The sequence below is a fragment of the Paenibacillus spongiae genome (genome assembly GCF_024734895.1).
GTDB lineage: Bacteria > Bacillota > Bacilli > Paenibacillales > Paenibacillaceae > Paenibacillus_Z > Paenibacillus_Z spongiae.
Window position 1 is genome coordinate 3,107,450 of record NZ_CP091430.1, and the last position, 22,216, is coordinate 3,129,665.

The following is a 22,216-nucleotide window of genomic DNA, read 5'->3' on the forward strand; positions in this document are numbered from 1 at the left end:
CGAGGGTATGGAAATCGTCCGGAGCATGATCGGCGCTGCGGTCAATGAAGTCATCGCAGGCGGATCGAACGGCTCGATGGTCGTCATCGAGCTCGATCATAACTATGTACTATTTCTCTATTGCTGTTGGCGGATGAACGATGCGGATTCCGTCCTGTGCGGGTGGAACGATCAAGAGAGCTGCCTGGTTCGGATTAAGGAATTAGAAGGCGATACCGTTCTGACGGTTGATGTGGGCGCATTCTACGATATCGTCATAAAATTCGCTAGCGGCAGAGAGCTTCGGGTGATGTGCGATATCACGCCCGGATGCGAGGACGGCCAAGAGGAGAACTGGTCGATTTGCAATAAGCAGGCCAATATCTGTTATGTCGTGGATAAACAGTTTCAATTAATCGAAACGAAGTTCTCGTAAGCAGGTAAGTCAAGGTGAAATAAATAATGGAAAATAAGTAAAAATAAGTTGTTAAACAAGCCGAAGTGACATATAATTGAATCAAGTGAAGCGACTTATGGTGTTTCTATTATGGGTGAATTTTGGCGAGGAAAAGCAAAATTGGATCATTAAAAAGGCTTCCACTTACTTGAATCACAAGAGCTCCCCGGACCTTACGGACCGGGGGCTTTTGGCTTTGTGTGGGGATGGAAGGAACCCGATATCGTCTCAGGCGCTGTTATTTTAATTAGTTGTGCCCGATCATATTCGTTGATGTCGAGAAGGGCATGCTCGAGAGAATATCTCTTGAGCATGCCCAAACGAGTTGTACTTCTTATCTGGCAGCCTTTTTTATTCAAATTTGCCGTAGAAGGCGTTGCGGTATACATCGGCAAGTTCCGTCACCAGCGGCAAGCGCGGATTGGCGGTTGTACATTGATCCTCGAATGCGCGGTCGGCAAGCTGTTCTACGTTGGCTTCGAACTCTTCAGCATCGAAGCCGAGCGCCTGGAACGATTCCGGAATTCCGAGCGCTGCATTCAACCGGCGAACAGCTCCAATCAGACTGTTGACGCCTTCTTGCGTCGTAGCAGCCGGCAGTCCCAGCAGTCTGGCGATTTCCGCGTAGCGCTTGTGGGCAACGAAATGGCCGTATTTCGGGAACGAAGCGAATTTCGTCGGCTTGCCGGCATTGTACTTGATGACATGCGGCAGCAAAATCGCGTTAGTCCGGCCGTGAGCGGTATGGTAGCGGCCGCCCCATTTATGTGCCAAGCTATGGTTGATGCCGAGGAAGGCGTTGGCGAATGCCATGCCGGCCATCGCCGAAGCATTGTGCATTTTTTCTCGGGCGTATTCGTCGCCAGTGCGGAACGAGTTCTCCAGATGCTCAAATACGAGCTGGATGGCTTTCAGTGCCAAGCCGTCCGTATAATCGTTGGCCATAACCGATACATAAGCTTCGATGGCGTGGGTCAGTACGTCCATACCGGTGTCAGCGACCTGCACTTTCGGCAGGCTGTACACATATTCCGGGTCAATGATCGCAACATGTGGCGTCAGCTCGTAATCTGCCAGCGGATATTTCGTGTTGCCATTTTCCTTATCCGTAATGACGGCGAAGGAAGTGACTTCCGATCCGGTACCCGAAGTCGTCGGAATGGCGACGAATTGGGCTTTGTTGCCGAGACGCGGATATTTGTAGATCCGTTTGCGGATATCCAGAAACTTCTGTTTGATCGAATGGAAGCTCGTTTCGGGATATTCGTAGAACAGCCACATGGCCTTGGCCGCGTCCATCGGGGAACCGCCGCCGAGAGCAATAATGCAATCCGGCTTGAATTCGTGCATTATCCGGGTGCCGCGTTCCACCGTATCTACCGACGGATCCGGCTCCACTTCTGAAAACACTTCGATGTGTACAGGCGTTTTCCGTTTGCGCAAGTAATGCTCAACCTTCGCGGCATATCCGAGCTTGACCATTGCAGCATCCGTGACGATCATGACGCGCGAGATATCCGGCATTTTTTCCAAATACTGCGTTGAGCCTTTTTCAAAATAAACTTTTGGCGGAATTTTAAACCACTGCATATTCACCGTCCGGTAAGCGACCCGTTTCACGTTGATCAGGTTGACGGCTGTCACGTTCGAAGTCGTGGAATTATGGCCGTAAGAGCCGCAGCCGAGAGTCAACGAAGGCAGGTTCGTATTGTAAATATCTCCAATCGCGCCATGCGTCGAAGGTGCGTTGACGAGGATGCGACCGGTTTGCAGGCGCGCGGCGAAGGCTTCGACGACTGCTTTGTCGTTGGAATGGATGACCGACGAATGTCCCATGCCGCCAAAAGAGACGACTTGCGCTGCGCGCTCGATGCCTTGCTTGGCATCCTTCACTCTGTAGCAGGCAAGCACAGGGCTGAGCTTCTCGGCTGATAGCGGATATTTTTCTCCGACGCCTTGCAGCTCGGCTACCAGAATTTTGGTCGTTGTCGGTACCGTTACGCCTGCCATCTGGGCGATTTTGAAGGCCGATTGACCGACGATCGCTCCGTTGACCGCGCATTTCTCCGAGTTGATAACCAGCTTGGACACGAGTTCGGTCTCTTCCTTGTTCAGGAAATAGCAGCCAAACTCCGTCATCAATTTCTTAGTTGCATCGTAGATCGGCTCGTCGATGATGACCGCTTGCTCCGATGCGCAAATCATGCCGTTGTCGAACGTCTTGGAAAGGATCAAATCTGTAACCGCCCGCGTCAGATCGGCTGTCCGCTCAATGAAGCATGGCACGTTGCCCGGGCCGACGCCGAGTGCAGGTTTGCCTGTGCTGTAAGCGGCCTTTACCATCGCGGAGCCGCCTGTAGCGAGCACCAACGCAATGTCAGGGTGGTTCATGAGCAATTGCGTTGCTTCAACGGAAGGATTCTCGATCCATTGAATGGCATGCTCCGGACCGCCATGCTTAACGGCTGCTTCAAGGAGTGTCTTAGCTGCTGCCACACTGCACTTCTGAGCGGAAGGATGGAAAGCAAATATGATCGGATTCCGCGTTTTGGCGGCGATCAGCGATTTGAACATCGTTGTGGACGTCGGGTTCGTAACAGGTGTAATGCCGGCGATGACGCCAACCGGTTCGGCCACTAGCTGATAGCTCTCAAATTCGTTCTCCTCGATTAGGCCAACCGTCTTGTAAGTCTTGATATTGTGATAGATGGATTCGGTGGCGAACATGTTTTTCGTGATCTTGTCCTCGTATACGCCGCGTCCGGTTTCTTCCACGGCCAGCTTTGCCAGAACCATATGCTGATCCAGCCCCGCCAGCGCCATCTGTTGAATCATGTCGTCAACCTGCTGTTGGTTCATTTGCAAATATTCCTGTTGCGCCTGCTTGGCTCTTGCCGCCAGGCGGTCAATTTGTTCGCGGGCGGAAATTGCTGTCTCCGGCTGTATCAACGGTGCAGTCTTCTTCGTTGTCATGTGTGCATCCTCCTACTCGATCCTGTAGATTTGTTCTTCCGTATGACGTCAGTGACATAACCGCATCACTCCGTCATGTGGACGTTCCTGACACCATACGTAGTTTCAGGAATTTTGATGGGATGGGGGCATTCGCTGCATCTTGTAACACTTTGTTACAAACTTAGTATGACGCGTGAACGGCAACTTGGAATATGATACAAGTCACACTTTTAGCAAATGTAGGTATAAAATTTTCAATATGAAAATGTTGGTTCAAATAATAGCGATATTTGCAAGAATGTATCAGTTCGATATTTACACCTTGGAGGATGAAACACGATAGGGCGCGAAATCCTTCTGCCGCTGGGGGGGGGAGAGACTGATAGGGGGATAGACTAACGGGAGATAGACAAATTAGGCGATAGACTAACGGGAGATAGACTAATAGGGCGATAGACTAATGGGGCGCTAGCTTCTCTATCATGCGATCAAAGTAGATGGATGGATGATGATGTTGTATAAAGTACAACAATATTTCATCCTATAGCCCCCATTGGCCGAATTATTGTACTTTGTACAACAATTCGGCCATGAAATCAGGGATTAGCCGATATGGAGGGGGAATTCTTGTACAATGTGCAACAATACCCGCATTACCCGTGTTTGGCCTGGCCCGGTGTTGTATAAAATACAAAATTACAGATCTTCAACCACATCCACATCCACATCTAAATAATTTGAACGAGAGTTTGGCATGTTCGAACGGCCAGCTGGCATGAGAGGATCGGCGGCAACCCGTACGGAGAGCGTATGGTTCGTTACGGACCGTGAGTACGCTATTTTACCGAGTCGACCCTTATTGCTGCCCTTGCGGACACTCAGTCCTCTATTGGCCGGGAAACGGCCCCGATCCCGCTCATGTACGCCGAATAACGGCCACAGGGTCCGCAACACCTATTAATAGTCGGGTTTCCTGTAAAATAGAGGACTGTATGTCCGCATCATATCCAATTGCTGCATAACGATGGCCGGTCGACCACAATCAGGTGAGCTCCCGCTAGCACTTCTCCTGAAGATTCATCCAGCTCTGCTTGCATAAACTTTCTTTCGTACAACTGATATAGAACTTCTGATTGAAATTGATTTACTACGAACGTGCGCATTATTAAGTTAATAAGAAGAACCGCCATATTAGGCGGTTCATTCCGAGCTATCGTCCCCAGTTGTTCCCAGTTTAGCGGAATAGACTTCCATCTTTTGCAGCCTGCAATCATTAGAATCTAACTTCACGTTAGTTTGTTGAGTTCCAATAGGCTGACACAACGCCTGCCAAAGCTTGCTTATAATCGTTATTATTATAAGAAGAGTTGTCCACTTTTCTCTTGTTTATTATTAAGCCGTTAAAAATTTCTTCTTCAAGCTTCTTCCTTGCTTGCAGAACCTGCAGAGTTCCTTCTAACCCTTTGTAATTCTGCTTTTTTCCATACCCTTGACTCGTATAATATTCAATAAATCCCTCTGACCATTCTGGAGGTCTTTCCTTCACAGCCTTTCTGAAGGAATGACTAAGATCGTTCTGGTCTACGTAAATCAACAATGGATTCAGTCGCTCCACAATGGCTGCCAATTCAAACACATAACGAATAACGTCTTCTTTCTTTGCATCATATTTAATCATCCCCATGGTTACAGGATTTTGTATAAAACAACAATCAAAAACAAAGGTCTCCGCGCCATGCAAAGCACGCTCAACAAACTTTTTCCATCGTTCTGTTACCAGTCTTCTGTTTTGATCTAGCGATAATTCATAGATATCATGTTGGACAACTTCTTGCAGCAATTCATCTGGAAAAGCTGAGCCGTATTCATTTTTTATTTTTCGATATTCGAGGAAGTAATCGCGACCTTGTTTAATCATGAGATTATTCAACAAATCTTTAACCTTTTCATGGGTACCCAATAATGCATCGAATTCATTTTTATTAAAAAAGGCGACTCCTTCATAATCAGCAGGATGATCCAGATTTCCCTCTAAAAACAGCTGAGATTTGATGTTCATTTCCGTAAGAATTTCATGAACGAGTTGAGCAGTTGTTGTTTTCCCGAATCCCGGCAATCCCTCAATCAAGACTAACTTCGAACTCAACGTATAGCTCCTCCTTCGGATAGGCAGGTTAGAATCAATAGAGATGCGGTTCCTTATGAAAATAAAAGCAGATACCGGAAACCCTACTATTTGACCGCTATGACCTGTCCTTGTGTCATGGCAGCCAATTCCCGCGGCGTTAATTCGAATACGGCTTTCGGGTGGCCTGCTGCTGCCCATAACGTATCGTATTGGAACAAATCCTCGTCGATAAGAGTCCGGATCGGTTCCATATGACCTAACGGGGCAACCCCGCCGATCACAAACCCGGTCCGCTCGCGGACAAAATCGGCGTCCGCCTTGCCGAGCTTGTCCTGCACCACTTCGGAAACTAGCTTCTCGTTAACGCGGTTGATTCCGCTTGTGACAACCAATAAAGGCTTATCCGATTCCTTCATTCGGAAAATAATCGATTTGGCGATTTGCGCGATTTCGCAGCCGATCGCATCGGCAGCTTCTTGCGCGGTTCGCGTGCTGTCCGGCAATTCGACGACCTTGTTCTGGTGTCCGAGCTCCAGCAGTTTATTTTGCACCCGTTGTGCGCTTTCTTTGAGCGATTGGTTCATCGTGTGTTCCTCCTTGAATATTACTTACCCCCAGGACTCTGCATAATGCATCGTGACATGCAGGGTCGTTGTATCCTCGGCATGATTCATATAGCGATGCGGCACATTGCCTGCGAACCGTATGGACTGACCCTCTCGCAGCGTATAGGTTTCATCCTGAATCCGAATCTGGAGCATGCCCGAAACGACTGTAATATACTCCTGAACGCCTTCGTTATGCGGAGTAGAGTTACAGCTGCCTGCGGTCTCCAGAATAATCGTGTACATTTCGAATCGGGTTTGCGGGTCGAACGGAAACAACATAAACAATTTGCATCGCCCGTTGTCTTCGGTTACGTCGGGTTCGTCTTTTCGCGTCACGATAGACACCGACGTCTCATCGTCCTTCAGCAGATCGGAAAAGGAAATATGCAGCCCGGTCGCGATCTTCCAGACTGTCGTCACCGTAGGCTGGATCACGCCGCGTTCGATCTGGTGAAGCATGCCTTTGCTGACGTTCGTAAGCTGAGCTGTTTTTTCCAGGCTCAGTCCTTGTTGTTTTCTAATTTTTTGCAAGTTGTGTCCGATTCGGATGTGGATATAATCCATGGGAAAAGATATCGCCTCCAATCTTTCGTTCATTATAATATACGTTTATAACATTATACAATACGGCGATTGGTTCGTTGGAGTTTGAGAACAGAGGAAGAAACGGCTATCGCTGCCAGTGGGCGGCGATAGCCGTTTCTTCGTGTGGGCTAAAATTTATATCTGCCCTGCGTGGATTCAGACGATATTGCTTCGGACTCATTCCGAAATAGGCGCCAAAGTGCTTAGTGATGGGATGTATGGACGTATCTCCGAGTCTATCCGCGATCGCGGTTACGCTAAGTGCTGCTAGGTGAAACTCCTTTAACACATGGCAAGATTGTTCGAGAGGGGAGTTTTACCTATATCCCACAAGTGGATGATGCATCCGTACAAGAGGTTCAAGATTACGCTCTAATGGGCAAGCTGGGTATTGACAGTTTACTAGCGGAACATATGAGCGGTGGAGAAGAAACACGGCTCAAGATCGCACAGGCTCTGTCGGGAGAGGCACATGGTATCTTCGCCGATGAACCGACGTGCCACCTGGATCGCGATGGCATAGACTTCTTGGTAAACCAGCTGAAATATTACAACGGCGCTTTGCTTATCATTAGTCATGACCGCTATTTCCTCGACCAAGTCGTCGATAAGATCTGGGAGTTGAAAGAGGGGAAGATTACCGAGTATTGGGGCGGGTATTCCGATTACTTGGCTCATAAGGAAGAAGAACGGCAAAGCCAAGCTGCACGGTATAGGTATAAGCAGTTCACTGCCGAACGAGACCGGCTTGAGAAAGCAATCGCCGAGAAGAAGAGCCAGGCTCAGAAGATTGACCAGAAGGCGAAGGGAGCTCCAAGAAAAAACAGCTCGGAAAGCGGCGGACGTCTTAGTCATCAGAAATCGACGGGCAGCAAACAGAAGAAGCTCCACAATGCCGCCAAAAATATGGAGCATCGAATCGAAGCGCTTGGCGAAGTGAAGCCTTCTGAAGCGATTCGTTCCATTCAATTCCGACAGAACAAAGCTTTGGAACTCCACAATCCATTTCCGATTACGGGGAAAGAGATCAACAAGCAATTCGGGGACAAGGTCATATTTGAGCAAGCAACCTTCCAATTTTCGCTCAGTGCCAAGATTGCGATAACGGGTGCCAATGGCACAGGGAAAACAACGCTGTTCAACATGATACTTGATCGTGAAGCCGGCATCACCATATCGCCAAAAGCGGAAATCGGATATTTTGCCCAAAATGGCTACAAAATTGACCGCAATCAGGGTGTTATGGAGTTCATGCTGGAAGACTGCGATTACCAGGTATCGGAAATTCGCGCCGTACTGGCGTCTATGGGTTTTTCTCATCATGACGTACGCAAAGGGTTATCTGTCTTAAGCGGCGGCGAAATCATTAAATTACGGCTTGCTAAAATGCTTCTGGGGCGGCATAACATCCTGCTTATGGATGAACCAAGCAATTTTCTGGATCTTCCTGCAGTGGAGGCATTGGAAAATTTGATGAAAAACTACGCAGGCACAATCGTTTTCATATCGCACGATGTTCGTTTGGTGGAGAATACTGCCGATACGGTCTATGAAATCAAGGATCAACAAATCATTAGGAAGTCGTAGCGGCGCCAGGCTGGATAACGGTCAATGAATGATCGTACTTGCAAAAGAATTAAACGGAGATGCCGCTCCTTGAGCAGCATCTCCGTTTTTTTGAAATCAAGTTATCGGCTTGGTTTGACGTTATCGATCAATTTGGACTTGACCAGAAGCTGCTGAACGATGCGAGCCGCTTCCGCGCGTGTTAGCGTGTCGGCCGGCAGTATGCGCGAGTAGGAACCGGCAACAATCCCGTGCTTCACGGCGGCGGCGACCGGTTCTCTAGCCCATGTGCCGATCGCTGCGCTGTCCGAAAACTTAGCCAGCACGGCATCAGCTCCAGAGGCGCTGATGTCCGTTCCCAGACCTGCAAGCTTCATTGCCCTTGCGATGACCGTGATTGCTTCCTGGCGGGTGATCGTCTTCGCCGGGCGGAAGGCTCCGTCCTCATATCCTGCAATGATCCCGTACTCGTAGGCTTTCGCCATCGCGCCATTATACCAATCGCCGGATTTCACATCGGTGAAGCCAGCCTGGCTCCCGTCATCGGCCAGACCGAGCGCCCGGACGATGATCGCCGCGAACTCCGCGCGGGTAATCGCTTCATTCGGCCGGTAGTGCAGCGGATCCACTCCGTCAATGACCTTCCGGGCTCCCAAGTCGTTCACCGCTTCTTTGGCCCAATGGCCTTTCATATCCAAGAACGCGATGGAATTCTCAATGATAGCGTATGTGCTATTCGTCAAGCTGCGGATAACCGCGTAATGCTTCCCGTCGCGCGATTCCATGGAAGTCGGTACGTGTCGGAGGATTCCGTCTGCTTCCAGTACAACTGCGGTTGTCATCCTGCTTGGGTCCATATTGTCCGGGAGTGGGATTTCACGTGTTACGAACTTGTTAAATTTATCCAAGATCACCTTTTTGTCGCCGAGCAAGGCGGTCACATTGAAATCGATAGGCGGTACGATGACGGTAAACCGCTCTTGATCCGTCATATTTTCCAGAAGCTTCATGATTTCGGGAGAGCTCTTCGCTATGTTGATTTGCACGGAGATGTCGGACGGCTTCACGGACTCGCCAAGCCGCTTCGACAACGAATCGATTTGAATTTCCGCCGCGGGCAGCCTGTAGCTTCCGTGAGGCGTTCTCACTTCCAGAACGGCTTGCTTGTTTTCCAGTGCTTTCACGATATCGCCTGTTATCGTTAAGATTACGTTATCCGAGCTGGAGGTTACCGGGATAACGACGCTTGCATTGTCTTTCGCTTGGGCAAGCTTCTCCATCAATGGATTGGAGACTACGTTCACGGTGATCGTAGTCCTGTCGTCTTTGCGTGATGAAGCGGCTTTGGCGATCTGATCGAAAGCCTTCCCGTCGATGTGAATGGTGAGCGGCACCGTATGATTATCGGTTGGATTTGAACTGACGTATGGCCCGCTATACGAACTGCCAGGGTTCGAGACGGCGGCACGAGTCACCGCAATCTCATACGTCTTAGAAGCGCCGTCCTCCGCCGTGACGACGACTTTAATCTTATTGACTCCCGCGCTAAGCTGAAGCGGGGGAGAAGCCTCTGCGCTGTTTAGGGTGAAGGGACCGCTAACCAGCGTACCGTTGTTATTGTACATGCTGGCCGTTACACGCGCACGCTCCTCATCATAGACGGACGCGGTCACCGTCATAGACAGTCATAGACGAGATACTGCTGCCGACATTTGCCGTGTAGCTGGTCGTATTGGCCGAGAAAGACGGGCTTAGCACGCTGTTAGACACAACCAAAGCGCTTAAGTCAATGCTGCTCACTGCCGTCCATTTCGCATATAGCGTCAAATCCCGGGTAATAGGGGCTGCAAAATCGAACAGCTTTGTCAATTCGCTGTCGGAATACCAGCCGGCGAAGCGATATCCGGCTCGGACGGGATCCGCCGGCTTTGATGCTGCAGTGCCGTCATTGACCGTCAGACTGCCGATTGGCGAACCGCCGTTGCTGTTGAATGTTACGGTATGCGAATCTTCTCCCGGATCGGCAATCGTAAACGGAATGGATTCGGTGTATTCATTGCCGGCATGATCGACAACCGTGAAATGGACGGTATGGGTTCCTGGTTCATCGACAGCGAAGGAGCCGGAACTGCCGTTAACGATGACGGTTTTGCCGTCGCCCAGCCGATGCTTCACAAACCGCACGCCAGATGGATCATCGGATTCATGGTCTGGATGATCATCCGATGCATGCCATTCTATGGCAACCGGCTGCGTGTAGTTTTCGCCGGAAGTGACGCCGCTCACCGAGAGAGTCGGCTTAAGAGTGTCGATCGGCACCAATCCTACATGCAAATCAAGCACCGGAGGCGGTACCGATACGATGCGGCTTGTAGCGGGTTCAAACCCGGGCCGGCTTACAACCACCCGGTATTGTCCTGCCGCGGTATCCCAAGCGAATCGGCCGTCTTCACCGGTAATCTGCGGGTTCGTAACGGGTTTGAATCTGCCTTCGTACTGAGCCTCGTTCATATCCGCCCATTGTCCTTTTTCGCCCAATTCAGGATCATAATATTGCAGGATTACGGTCGCGCCAGGAAACGGCCATATTTCGTAACCGCCTTGATTCGCATTGTAAATGATCCCGCTGGGATCGATTAAGGCCATGCCGTATTTGATCGACGGACCGATGCCGTTGTTTGAATAATGCGGGATAATTTCAAACGCCAATGGCGAAGTCACTAAACCGACTTGATCGGGCGTAAAGGTATGGGACCAGTTTTCGTCATCGATCGTACTCATCTGGGCCTCATAGCGGCGGCCTCCGGCATCCGATGCAATTAACGTCACTTTGACGGCCTTCGGATTATCGAAGAAAGCGGTTATCGTTATCTCGGCTCCTCTTGCAGCCACGGGGGTATCATCCGTTAAAGCGCCGATCGTGCCTATAATCCCGACGTTAATCGGGATATAGGGGATTAAAGTAAAGACTTCCAGGGATCCAAGCCCTTCAACCGGCCCGGGAACATTATTTTCTATAAAAGGAGCGCCCGATTTGCGTCCGAGCTGATAGCTGGTATTTAAGGATCCCCAGGACCAGACGGTTCCGTCCCGCTTGATCGCTAGCGTATGATCCGTACTGGCGCTAATGGATACGACCGATTTCATCAGGAGACGTTGAGCGGTCTTGTACTCCAGCTCGAATGTCCCGTCTCCCAGATGGCCGAAATAGTTATATCCCCATCCCCGCAATGTTCCGTTTTTTAACGCGGCATACGATTGAAACGTTCCTGCCCCGATAGAGGTAACGCCCTCCAATCCGGCATTATTATTGGCAGTTAATACTCTTATCGGGACGCTGCTGTCGTCAGCGCTCAATCCTCCTCTTCCATTACCGAGCTGGCCGTGTACATTATCTCCCCAAGCCCATACGGATCCGTCGCGTTTGAGCGCCAAGATGTGGCGGGAGGCTGACCCGGTTGTAAGAACGTCTACATTATTCAGATTAGGCACTTGACGGGGTACAGGGTTGTTCAAGGGGGTGCCGGTTTCATAGCCCAGCTGCTTATCCGTGTTCTTCCCCCAAGTCCATACGGATCCATCGGGCTTCAAGGCGGCGGAAAAATCCAGTCCGGCCGTAACGGCTTTGACTCCGATTAGAGAACCTGCACGGCCGGGCCGGCTGCTAAAGAAGCTGCCGGGCGTTTCGTAGCCGAGCTTGCTGTTCTCGCTGTTTCCCCACGCCCACACGGTTCCGTCCCGCTTCACGGCGAGAGTATGATTGCTTCCCGCGGCAATCGCGATAACATCGGAAATTCCTTCTACCTGGACGGGGACGGGACTGCGGTTATTGGTGCCGCCGGTGCCGCTGCCAAGCTCACCGTTGGCGTTATTCCCCCAAGCCCACACGGTTCCGTCATTTTTCAAGGCAAGCGTAAAATCCGAACCGGTCGCGATGGCTTTGACGTAGCACAAGTCGGGAACCTGCGCAGGAGCGACTTTATCGCCGTATGTTCCATTGCCGAGCTGGCCGTATTCATTGTTTCCCCAGGTCCAGACGGTACCGTTGCTCTTCAACGCGGCGGAATGCTTGCCGCCTGCGGCGATCATCGGTTTCGTTCGAAACGATGTCGCAGCCGTGCAGTCGACAAGCCCTTCAAAAACTTGGCCGGGGGTATCGGAAGGCCCGTATACGGTGCCTTGAGCCGGCGTCTTGCGTCCAAGCTGGTATTTCGCGTTTTCTCCCCAGGTCCAGACGGTACCATCGTTTTGTACGGCCATGGAATGGCCTCTTCCCGCTGCCATGGATACGGCGGCGCCGCTTAGATTGACCTTGGCAGCGACTAAGCGCCAGCCTGCGGTCGTTCCGTCGCCGATCTGCCGGACGGCGTTAGAGCCCCATGCTTGCAAGGTTCCGTCGCTTAATAGCGCGATCGTATGCTCCGTACCCGCTTTAATCGAAACGACATTGTTCAGCTCTGTGCGCGGATTGGCGGCCGCGAGCACCTGTTCCGGGCTATTGGCCGTCGTTCTTGTTCCGTTGCCGAGCTGACCGAGGCCGTTATAGCCCCAAGCCCATACAGTTCCATCTTGTAACAGAGCGACGGAAAAGTTAAGCCCTAGCGATACGGAACGAACTTCGCTAAGGCCGCTCACTTGTGCGGGAGCTGATTGATAACTGTTCGTCCCGGTAGCGCGGCCGAGCTGGCTGTACGCGTTATCCCCCCAAGTCCAGACGCCGCCTGTGCTGGAAACGGCAGCGGCATGGTTGAATCCTGCCGCAATGGATGCGATCCCGGACAGGGTGTTTACTTGCCGGGGAACATAACTGGAATTGCTGCCGGCCGTATCGTATCCGAGTTGTCCGGAAGCATTATATCCCCACGTCCAGACGGTACCGTCTTTTTTCAATGCAACGGTATAATAGGCTCCGGCGGCAATAGCGGCAACATCGGTTAAATTGCTCACTTGGACAGGAACCGGACTGCTGCCGGTTGTCCCGTTGCCGAGCTGGCCGAACGCGTTATTTCCCCACATCCATACCGTTCCGTCGCTTTTCAATGCGGCGGCATTGGCCAATCCGGCCGAAACAGCGATGGCATCGCATAATCCGGTCACCTGCACTGGGGGGCTGCTGTCCGCTGTCGTGCCGTTCCCGAGCTGCCCGAAATTGTTTTCGCCCCAAGTCCAGACCGTCCCGTCATTCTTTAAATATACGGAATGGTTGTCGCCCGCGGAAACCATGGGCTGCGCCGTGAAATTCGGCGTGCAGCCGGGCATTTGGGCGGATGCGATAATCGGCAAGGAGGTGCAGAGCAATGTAAGGATGAAGAAGAGTGAAAGTATGATTCTGATTCTTCGCCGGGTACTTCTCCCCATAAACAAAAATCAGTCCTTTCAGTGGAATAAAATCTTCCATCATATAAATTTATTGTAATTGACAGCAGGCATGTTTATTGTCAAACGAGGCGGCGGAAACGTGGATATGAATAAGAAGTTTTGTCGAATAAAAGCGATGGGGATGAAACAGGCCATCCCGCGGAGGATGGCCTTAGAATTATAGCGTTCCAGATACGATATTGCCTTGATACATCACCGCTTGCCGCTTCGCTCTTCGAGCAACCGCTTCCGCGGAGCAGCTAGCATGAACGAATACGACGCTTGCTTCATCGCCGACGACTGGCCAAACTCGTTGTCCATCCCGATTCAGAGGGGTACGTCCGCCGGTAATGAAACCGAGTGCCTGAGACAAGGGGAGTTCGTCAATATAGCGGTATATTTCCGCCAATCGTCCTGCCTTCTCCAAGTTATCGCCGATACCAAGAGGTGACCAATGATCCGTAATGCTGTCGTTGCCGAGTTCAACCTTAACGCCTTTATCATGCAGCAGCGGAATCGGCATCGTTACCGCACCGGTCGGAACGGTGGATGTAATCGAAATACCGAGTGCGGCAAACCGCTCCGCAAGCTCGGCGACCGCACCTTGCGGGACGCCTGCAAAACCGAATGCGTGGCTCACGGTTACCCGTCCTTGCCAGCCGGCTTCCTCCGTTAGCGCGGCAAGTCTTTGCATCGTGAACATGCCTAGGTGGTCCCGGTCGTGAATATGGACATCGATCCCTGCGTTAGCTTCGACGGCAATGTCCATGATGGTTTGCAGCGATTGTTCGATATTCTCGTCCACGGTAGCCGGATCGACGCCGCCGACGAATGTCGCGCCCTGCCGCATGGCTTGTCTGGCCAAATCGACGACCTGGGAACGCAGCAACCCGTGCTGAGGGAACGCGACGACTTCATAAGAGATTTTGCCGGAGAAGGTCTCCAGCGCCCGCATGGTCGCTTCCAAGTTTTTCAGTCCGATCATAGGATCGATGTTGCAGTGCGTGCGGATATGCGTGGAGCCGAATCCGAGCATCAGATCCAGCATCTTCTCAGCCCGGTCCTGCGCGGTAGGCAGCTGTCTGGGGAGCAGCTCCCGTTCTTCTTCCATTCGCCCGAATATGCTCGTGAACGGTTTGACTGCTTTCCAGGGCCCGCCGTAATAGGTTTTATCGATATGGATATGCATCTCCTTGAACGATGGCAGCATCAACAGCTGCCTGGCATCCAAGACTGGAAGATTGCCGGTTTGCGGAGGCGCATCCGTTACGATTTGCGCTATTTTCCCGTTTTCGATCCGAATATGGCAAATTTCCGTTTCAGTGCCCGACACTCTGCCATCCTCGTAGCGATAGCCGCTCTCCAAACGTACATTTAACAACCAATAGCCCAAACTCATATGTACAGTCATCCTTTCCTAAATCGCCGGTATGATCCCGATCAAGATTGCTAATCGGATTTGGAGTCAAAGCTTCCTGAAACGAGCTTCCCTTTGTACATCACAGCGGGACGGCTTGCCCTTCTGGCCACAACTTCAGCCGTGCAGCTGGCATCCGCGAATACCATGCTTGCTTCGTCCCCAACGTTCGGCCAAACACGCTGTCCATCGCGATTCAATGGCGTGACACCGCCTGTGATGAATCCCAGTGCCTGAGACAAGGATAGCTCGTCGACCCAGCGGTATCGTTCGGATAGCCGCCATGCTTTCTCCAAGACATCGCCATTTCCGAAGGGAGCCCAGGAATCGTAGAACCCGTCGCAGCCGAGCGCAACCGCAACACCCTTATCCCGGAGCAGGGGAACGGGCGGGATCGGCCGGTTAATAGGGGCGGTGGACATGATGGAGATCCCTAGCTCCGCCAATACTTCCGCCAATTCTTCCGCACGTTCATCCGGCACTTCCCCCATGGCGAATGCATGGCTGACCGCTACTCTGCCTTGCCAGCCGGCTTCCCGTGTCAGATCGGACAGTTTCATCATGGTGTACCAACCCAAGTGCCCCGGATCGTGCAGATGCATATCGATATCCGCACCGGTCTCTACCGCAATGTCCATCATTTGATTCAAGGACGCTTCGATCCGGTTGTCAATTCCGGCAGGATCAAGCCCGCCAACCAGCGTTGCGCCCTCGCGCATTGCTTGTCTCATTAAGCCAGGCACCTGTTCGCGAAGCAATCCATGCTGCGGAAAAGCGACGATTTCATAGGTAAGCTTATCTTGAAATTGTTCCAAAGCTTGCCGCACGTATTCCAAGTTTTTGAGGCCGATATACGGATCTATGTTAACATGAGTGCGTACATGATTAACTCCGGACGCTACGAATAGGGTGAGGAGCAGCTCCGCCCGTTCCTTCATCGTCTTAAGCAGGACAGGAAGCTCCTTGGCCTCCAGATCCAGACGTTCAACCAAATTTTTGACGGGCGTACACGACCTCCAGGGACCGCCCAAGTACGTCTTATCCAAATGATTATGCATTTCCTTGAAAGGAGGGAGGGCCAATAGACCTTTCGCATCCTGTACGGGAAGTTCCGTATCGACAGCTTGCGCAGCGGATAGGATCCGGGTTATCTTGCCTTCTTCAATGAGCAGGTGGCAGGCTTCTGTCTCCGTTCCCGCAATTATGCCTTCATCGTACCGATACCCGCTTTCCAAACGAACATTCGTTAACCAATAGGTGCTGGTCTGCATGCGAATTTGACCTCCTTGTGCGATATAACCTATAACTGGCCGAGTGACCCTGCAACAATATTCCCTTTGTACATGACAGCAGGGCGCTTCGCTCTTCTCGCCACCGCTTCCGCGGAGCAGCTTGCCTCGGCAAACACCATGCTCGCCTCGTCGCCGATCTTAGGCCAGATCCGCTTGCCGTCCTGGTCCATCGTCGTAATGCCGCCCGTGATAAAACCCAGCGTTTCAGCCAGCGCCTGCTCCGTGCTTCTTCCGAAACGCTCCGCCAAACGTCCGGCGCGTTCCAATATATCTCCGTTCCCGAAAGGGGACCATGAATCGAAAATGTTATCGCATCCCACAGCTACCGGCACCTGCTTCGCATGCAGGAAGTTCACCGGAGGCATCGTTCGGCTAAGCGGCACGCTTGTAATGACCGTAATTCCCAGCTCCGCAAGCATCTCCGCGATTTCATCCGCTTCTTGGCCGGCCATATCTCCTAGTGCGAAAGCGTGACTCACCGATACTCTTCCTTGCCACCCGGCATCTTCCGTGAGCGCGGCAAGCCGCTTGATGGTCGCAAGTCCCAATTGCCCTCCGTCATGCAGATGCAAATCGACGTCTGCGCCTGCTTCCACTGCAAGCTCCAACATTTGCTGCAAGGACGCTTCCATATCGCCGTCCACGGTAGCCGGATCGACGCCTCCCACCAGCCCAGCTCCGCGGCGCAGCGCTTCCCGAACCAGCTCCGAGCAGTTGGTGCGAAGTAATCCATGCTGTGGAAACGCCACGATCTCGTAAGATAACTTGCCTTCATAGGCAGCCAGTGCTTCTTGAACCGCTTCCAAATGGCGAAGCCCGGATTCCGGATAAATATCGACATGCGTACGAATATGGGTCGAACCGGCTTGAAGCAGTATGCCGAGCAGCGTCTCGGCCCGCTCTTTCATCGTTGTAGGCAGAGTTGGAAGGACATGCTTCTCAATGTCGAAACGTTCGAAAATACTGGAAGCCGGAGTTATAGCTCTCCATGAATCGCCCAGCAGCGTTTTGTCGAGGTGGCAGTGCTTCTCAATGAATGACGGCAGCGCCAGCAAATTGCGTGCATCTTGTTTCGGATGATCATCCGTTAATGCGGCAGTATAGGGCACAATTTGCGAAATGATACCGTTTTCAATCAACAGATGGAATCGTTCGGTCAGCGTTTCTGTCACAAACCCCGACTCAAACCGGTATCCGCTCTCCAATCGTACGTTTGTCAACCAATAAGCTTTGTGCATGCTGCTGCGCTCACCCTTTCGCGATAATCGTTGTAAATAACACCTGGTTAGGCAGGGTCGATTTTGACCCTGATCACCATGCATTATTTTTTCAAAAATACCGGAATAAATCAAGCTATATAAAAAAAGAAGTCACGACCCTCCATGCATTTCGGGAGGGAATTCGATGCTCCCTTTATACTTCTTGCGGTACTCCGACGGCGACATCCCCTCCGCACGGTGAAACGCCCGCGTAAAGTGATGCTGATCGTCATATCCGATCCGCTGGGCGATGTCCTTCATCGGATTCGACGTCATAAGCAGCAGTTCCCTGGCTTTCTGAAGCCGGATGCTGGTCACATATTTCATGGGAGAAAGGCCAAGCTCTTTCTGAAATAGAAAGCGCAGATGCTCCTTGCTTAGCGAGGCGCGTGCGGCAAGCTCCTCCAACGTAGTCCGCTCACGCAAATGTTCTTTAATATAATCGCATATTTCATAGACTCGAATATCATACGTGACCGGACTTTCCGGCAGCTGCTGCCGCAGCAGCTCGAACAGCTGGTGGATCCATAGGTTGCCCAAGGAACGAATCTTCAGATATTGGATGGTTTGCGATGTATTGAAAACAAAGAGTGGATCCGCTTGATTCACATCCTTGCCATTGAAATTGCTCAGCAGCCGGTAAAATTCATTCGATAACTCATACCATAGGGCGACCAATTGTTCGAAGGAGGCAGGATCGTCAAGTGTCGCATGGCAGGGAAAACGGTACATCCGTAGCAAATCGAAGGAGCCGACCCTGGCCTCGCAGGCGAGCGACAAATAATGAAACGGCTCTTTGTCTCCGATCGAGATCCATCGATGGAACGTCTGGGCGTGAAGCGCGATAATGCTGTATTTGTTGATCTCGTAGACCTCTTTGTCGAATTGCATGGTCGCGCTGCCGGACAAAGTGAGCCAGAACGTGTTGTAAGGAAGCGGTCCTTCCGCCAAACGCTCGCTCGAATTCCGCTTCCACTCCTTCATCCAGCGGAGGTTGATATGCAGTTGATCCAGGGAACTGCGGTTGCTCATTTCCATCTGCAGCATCGAAAAGCACACCTCTTCAACAGGTTTTTATTGCCTATGATTAATTCTACGCCAGAATGTGATTTCCTCCGCACCTAATAGACTCATCTGCATTTTTGATACATTTTCACATGCTGCGGGTACATACCGTGTATCGCCCATATGATAGAGTTAAGTAAGCAATAATATACAAATAGGCAGGAATCGTCCAGACGTCATCTGGATTTTAGTCAACTGGAACCACAGGATGATCGGACGAATCCTGACAGAGCTGAGCGCTTCATTGTTCGCCTTCGGTTGATGCGGCTGCGCCAAGCCGGAGATGATGCAGGAGGCGGACTGTCGAAGCTACTTCGAAATATGAACATAAGGGAGAGTGGATATTTTGTCTGCCAAAAGACCGAATGTCATTTGGATACTAGGCGACCAGCATCGCGCACAAGCATTGGGCGTCAACGGAGATGTTAATGTCAGAACGCCTCATATCGATAACATGGCGGCGATGGGCCTTAACTTTCAGCGTGCTGTTTCGGGCTTGCCGTTGTGCTGTCCGTTTCGCGGATCCATGTTAACAGGGAAATATCCTCACCATTGCGTTCCGGGACACGAAATTGCAATGCCGGAAGGTCCTACCATTGCGAATGTATTCAGCGATAACGGATATCGTACTGCATATATAGGCAAATGGCATTTGGACGGTCATGTTGCAAACTGGGGAACCGAAACCTACCATGTTGTCGATCGGGAACGGCGCGGGGGATTCCAGTATTGGGTCGGTTATGACAACAATAACAGCCAATGGAATTGCTATGTTCATGGCGACTGCGACTTGTCCTCCGGCCATTATGTTCTAGATAGAGAGGGCGATCCGGACAATACCCCTTATCGCTTAGATGGATTCGAAACAGATAAACTTACCGATATTATGATTGATTACATACGGGCGCAATCAAATGAGCAAAATGCTGTTCAGCCATTCTTCGGCATCTTGTCGGTTCAACCGCCGCATGACCCTTATTTTGCGCCAGCCGAGTATCGCCGTCATAATCGGGAAACGATTCAATTCCGTCCTAACGTACCGGATGTTCCCCGGATTCGGGAAGAGGCTGGGAGAGATCTGGCCGGATACTATGCGATGATCGAAAATTTGGATTTCAACGTAGGCAGAGTTGTGGATGCGCTTAGGGAAGAGAATTTGCTCGAGAACACGCAAATCATATTCTTCGGCGACCATGGCGACATGCATGGATCGCATGGACAATTCCGCAAAACAAATCCGTATGAAGAATCGATCCGGGTTCCTTTTATCATTGGAGGCCACTATGTGGGTGAAACCGACTATAACTGCGGCGTAACCGATGCGCTTATCAATCATGTCGATATTGCGCCAACGACGCTTGGTCTATGCGGAATAACACCGCCGGACTGGATGGAAGGTTTCGACTACTCGTTTCTGCGGAAAAGGGGACTTGAACGCCAAGAGCTTCCCGATTCCGCGTATCTTCAGAACATCATTCCGACCTGCCACTGGGATAGCGTCGATCAGCCCTATCGGGGCATTGTAACGCGCGACGGCTATAAATACGTAACCTTTGAAAGCGTGCCGTGGCTGCTCTTCAATCTCAACGAGGACCCGTACGAGCAAGTCAACCTCGCCTATAACAGCAAGTTTTGGGAATTGCGCAAACGGCTCCACGACCGCTTGCAGCGCTGGATTGACGAAACGGGAGACAAATTTAATCTTCCGCAGGTATAACGAAATCATTTATAGAGGAGTGAATGCGGAATAACGATAGATTTGCCGAATGGGATAGAGAAGCCGATTACAGCTGCGTAATCGGCTTCTTCATGTTGTCGTCCTTGTTTGCTCCATAACCGATACGGAAATTCACATCGGGTTCATATCGTCGGCTGTATAATAGGACTGAAATGGAGGCTGTTGTGGAACGGGTATGGCGAGCAAGTTCTTGTAACCGTTCTCAATGCTGCTTGTCTGTCATCTGCTAATCATCAAAAGAACATTAGGGGGTGTATTTATGAAAGCTAACAATCAAACCCGTTTAATCCGTTTCATGTTTGCCGCTCTGCTCATTATGATGACCGTATTAGCCGGCTGTTCTTCTTCGGACGGGAATACGAAGAAGAACGAATCCGCTCCGGTTCAGACGAATGCAGAAGAAAAAGGAACGGAGAAGGAAACGAACGAGGATGCGGGTATGGCTGTGAAAGACAAGACGGCGATCCAAGGGGACCTGAAGGTGCTGACGCCATGGGGAACGGGGTTCACGGAGCAGTTCAAGAATCTGATTGCCGATTTCAACAAGGAATACCCGAAGATCAAAGTCACTTATATGGATCAGACGACGGCCGATCTGGCCACGCTCATTGCGGGGGGAGAGGCGCCGGACCTTATCAGCGCGCTGGGGCTGGCACCCGATCTGACGAAGAATGATATGATTGAAGACCTGACTCCCTATATTGAGACGGATGGCGAAGTGAAACCGGAGTTATTCTACGATTTCGCCTATAAGCGATCCTTATCGCCGGAGGGCCAGGTTTGGGCGCTGCCATGGCATGTGGAACCTGCGTTTATTATGATGTACAACCCGGAAATATTGGAGCATAACGGTTATACCGAAGTTCCGGAGTTTGACTCGCTGCAGTCCTACGGGGATTTCTTGCGACAGTTTTGGATCGTCGAGAACGGGGAGCAGGTCATGACGACCTACTTGCCTCACGAAGTCTACGGTCCGATGAACAGTCTGACGACTATCGCTTATTTTAACGGGGCGGATGCTGCCAGTTTCTATAATCCGGCGGACAACAAGGTGACGTTCAATGATCCGAAGATCGTCGAGGCGCTGGAATGGATCGTCCGGTTCAAGCGTGAGAATATTGACGACAATCGCTTGAGCCGGCTCCAGTCCAGCTTGCCGGAGAATACGGATAGATTTCTAGCAGGGAAATCGGCGCTGCAGCCGGAAATCGCCCTGCACCTGCGCAACTACCACAAGCTGAACCCGGATATCAAAGCCATCCCGATGCCGCCAGAGTCTATATACATCGGCGGCTGGTCATTCGCGCTTACTAAAGCCGGGAAGAAGGAGAACAAAGAGGCCGCTTGGGAACTGTTGAAATGGATGACGTCAACCCAAGCCGGCGCCGAATCGCAGCAGAAACATTTTGGCTGGCTCTCGGGCATTAAGAACAATCCTTATTTTGAAGAAGAAACGAAGAGGGATCCGATCTCGAAAGCGGCTTACGACGTGCTGCAAAGCGCGACGAAGCTGCAGCCGTTCATGCCTGTCGATTACGAGCCGGAATTCAATGCGAAATGGGCGGAGGTCATGAGCGGGGAACTTGAGCCGAAAGCCTTTCTCGATCATATGACCGTTTATACGCAGAAGCTGATCGACGAGCAATACAAGCCGTAAGCGGTTTTCGCGAATGCCGGGCACGTCATTTGAGGATTTAGTCCTTTAATATTCCTGAATGCCGACCGCAGTATCGATCTTTAATACTTGACGAAGCAGCCGCAGTCGTACTTTAGGACTGCGGCTATTTGCTTATTTTGGAATATTTACAT

General features: G+C 51.2%; 13 protein-coding genes and 1 pseudogene. 4 read left to right on the forward strand and 10 right to left on the reverse strand.

The window, feature by feature from the left end:
* The first annotated feature begins 7 nt into the window (after positions 1–7).
* The gene (locus tag L1F29_RS14295) at positions 8–415 is read left to right on the forward strand and encodes a hypothetical protein (protein ID WP_258388971.1); all 408 of its coding nucleotides are present in this window, start codon (positions 8–10) and stop codon (positions 413–415) included.
* Positions 416–787: 372 nt separating this feature from the next.
* On the opposite strand, the gene adhE is transcribed toward L1F29_RS14295, so the two are convergent.
* The 4 genes from adhE to L1F29_RS14315 all read right to left on the reverse strand — a co-directional run bounded on the left by adhE (position 788) and on the right by L1F29_RS14315 (position 6,691).
* The gene (gene adhE / locus L1F29_RS14300) at positions 788–3,409 is read right to left on the reverse strand and encodes a bifunctional acetaldehyde-CoA/alcohol dehydrogenase (RefSeq protein ID WP_258388972.1); all 2,622 of its coding nucleotides are present in this window, start codon (positions 3,407–3,409) and stop codon (positions 788–790) included.
* Between the two features lie 1,273 nt (positions 3,410–4,682).
* Positions 4,683–5,537: a P-loop NTPase family protein gene (locus tag L1F29_RS14305; RefSeq protein WP_258388973.1), complete on the reverse strand. Its 855-nt coding sequence runs from the start codon at positions 5,535–5,537 to the stop codon at positions 4,683–4,685.
* Between the two features lie 86 nt (positions 5,538–5,623).
* The gene (locus L1F29_RS14310) at positions 5,624–6,103 is read right to left on the reverse strand and encodes a YbaK/EbsC family protein (protein WP_258388974.1); all 480 of its coding nucleotides are present in this window, start codon (positions 6,101–6,103) and stop codon (positions 5,624–5,626) included.
* Between the two features lie 24 nt (positions 6,104–6,127).
* Positions 6,128–6,691 (reverse strand): helix-turn-helix domain-containing protein, encoded by a 564-nt coding sequence (locus L1F29_RS14315; RefSeq protein WP_258388975.1) that lies wholly within the window; start codon positions 6,689–6,691, stop codon positions 6,128–6,130.
* A gap of 282 nt (positions 6,692–6,973) precedes the next feature.
* Between L1F29_RS14315 and abc-f the strand changes: the two are divergent.
* Positions 6,974–8,299: pseudogene (gene abc-f / locus L1F29_RS14320) on the forward strand (ribosomal protection-like ABC-F family protein); the annotation flags it as partial.
* Between the two features lie 101 nt (positions 8,300–8,400).
* Here abc-f and L1F29_RS14325 read toward each other — a convergent pair.
* The 6 genes from L1F29_RS14325 to L1F29_RS14350 all read right to left on the reverse strand — a co-directional run bounded on the left by L1F29_RS14325 (position 8,401) and on the right by L1F29_RS14350 (position 18,651).
* Complete coding sequence (locus L1F29_RS14325) at positions 8,401–9,957, reverse strand: S-layer homology domain-containing protein (RefSeq protein ID WP_258388976.1); 1,557 nt, start codon at positions 9,955–9,957, stop codon at positions 8,401–8,403.
* Positions 9,932–13,636, reverse strand: coding sequence for an RCC1 domain-containing protein (locus tag L1F29_RS14330; protein WP_258388977.1), 3,705 nt, complete (start codon positions 13,634–13,636; stop codon positions 9,932–9,934). Before L1F29_RS14330 ends, L1F29_RS14325 begins: the two co-directional genes overlap by 26 nt.
* A gap of 178 nt (positions 13,637–13,814) precedes the next feature.
* Positions 13,815–15,035 carry an amidohydrolase family protein gene (locus L1F29_RS14335; RefSeq protein ID WP_373876507.1) on the reverse strand — a complete coding sequence of 407 codons (1,221 nt, stop codon included), beginning with the start codon at positions 15,033–15,035 and terminating at the stop codon, positions 13,815–13,817.
* A 50-nt stretch (positions 15,036–15,085) separates the two neighbouring features.
* Positions 15,086–16,324, reverse strand: a complete 1,239-nt coding sequence (locus L1F29_RS14340; RefSeq protein WP_258388979.1) for an amidohydrolase family protein — start codon at positions 16,322–16,324, stop codon at positions 15,086–15,088.
* A 29-nt stretch (positions 16,325–16,353) separates the two neighbouring features.
* Positions 16,354–17,583: an amidohydrolase gene (locus L1F29_RS14345; protein WP_258388980.1), complete on the reverse strand. Its 1,230-nt coding sequence runs from the start codon at positions 17,581–17,583 to the stop codon at positions 16,354–16,356.
* A 132-nt stretch (positions 17,584–17,715) separates the two neighbouring features.
* Positions 17,716–18,651 (reverse strand): helix-turn-helix domain-containing protein, encoded by a 936-nt coding sequence (locus L1F29_RS14350; protein ID WP_258388981.1) that lies wholly within the window; start codon positions 18,649–18,651, stop codon positions 17,716–17,718.
* Between the two features lie 364 nt (positions 18,652–19,015).
* Between L1F29_RS14350 and L1F29_RS14355 the strand changes: the two genes are divergently transcribed.
* Together L1F29_RS14355 and L1F29_RS14360 are read left to right on the forward strand one after the other, a co-directional pair.
* Positions 19,016–20,386: a sulfatase family protein gene (locus L1F29_RS14355; RefSeq protein ID WP_258388982.1), complete on the forward strand. Its 1,371-nt coding sequence runs from the start codon at positions 19,016–19,018 to the stop codon at positions 20,384–20,386.
* 280 nt (positions 20,387–20,666) lie between these two features.
* Positions 20,667–22,064, forward strand: coding sequence for an extracellular solute-binding protein (locus L1F29_RS14360; protein WP_258388983.1), 1,398 nt, complete (start codon positions 20,667–20,669; stop codon positions 22,062–22,064).
* Positions 22,065–22,216 lie beyond the last annotated feature (152 nt).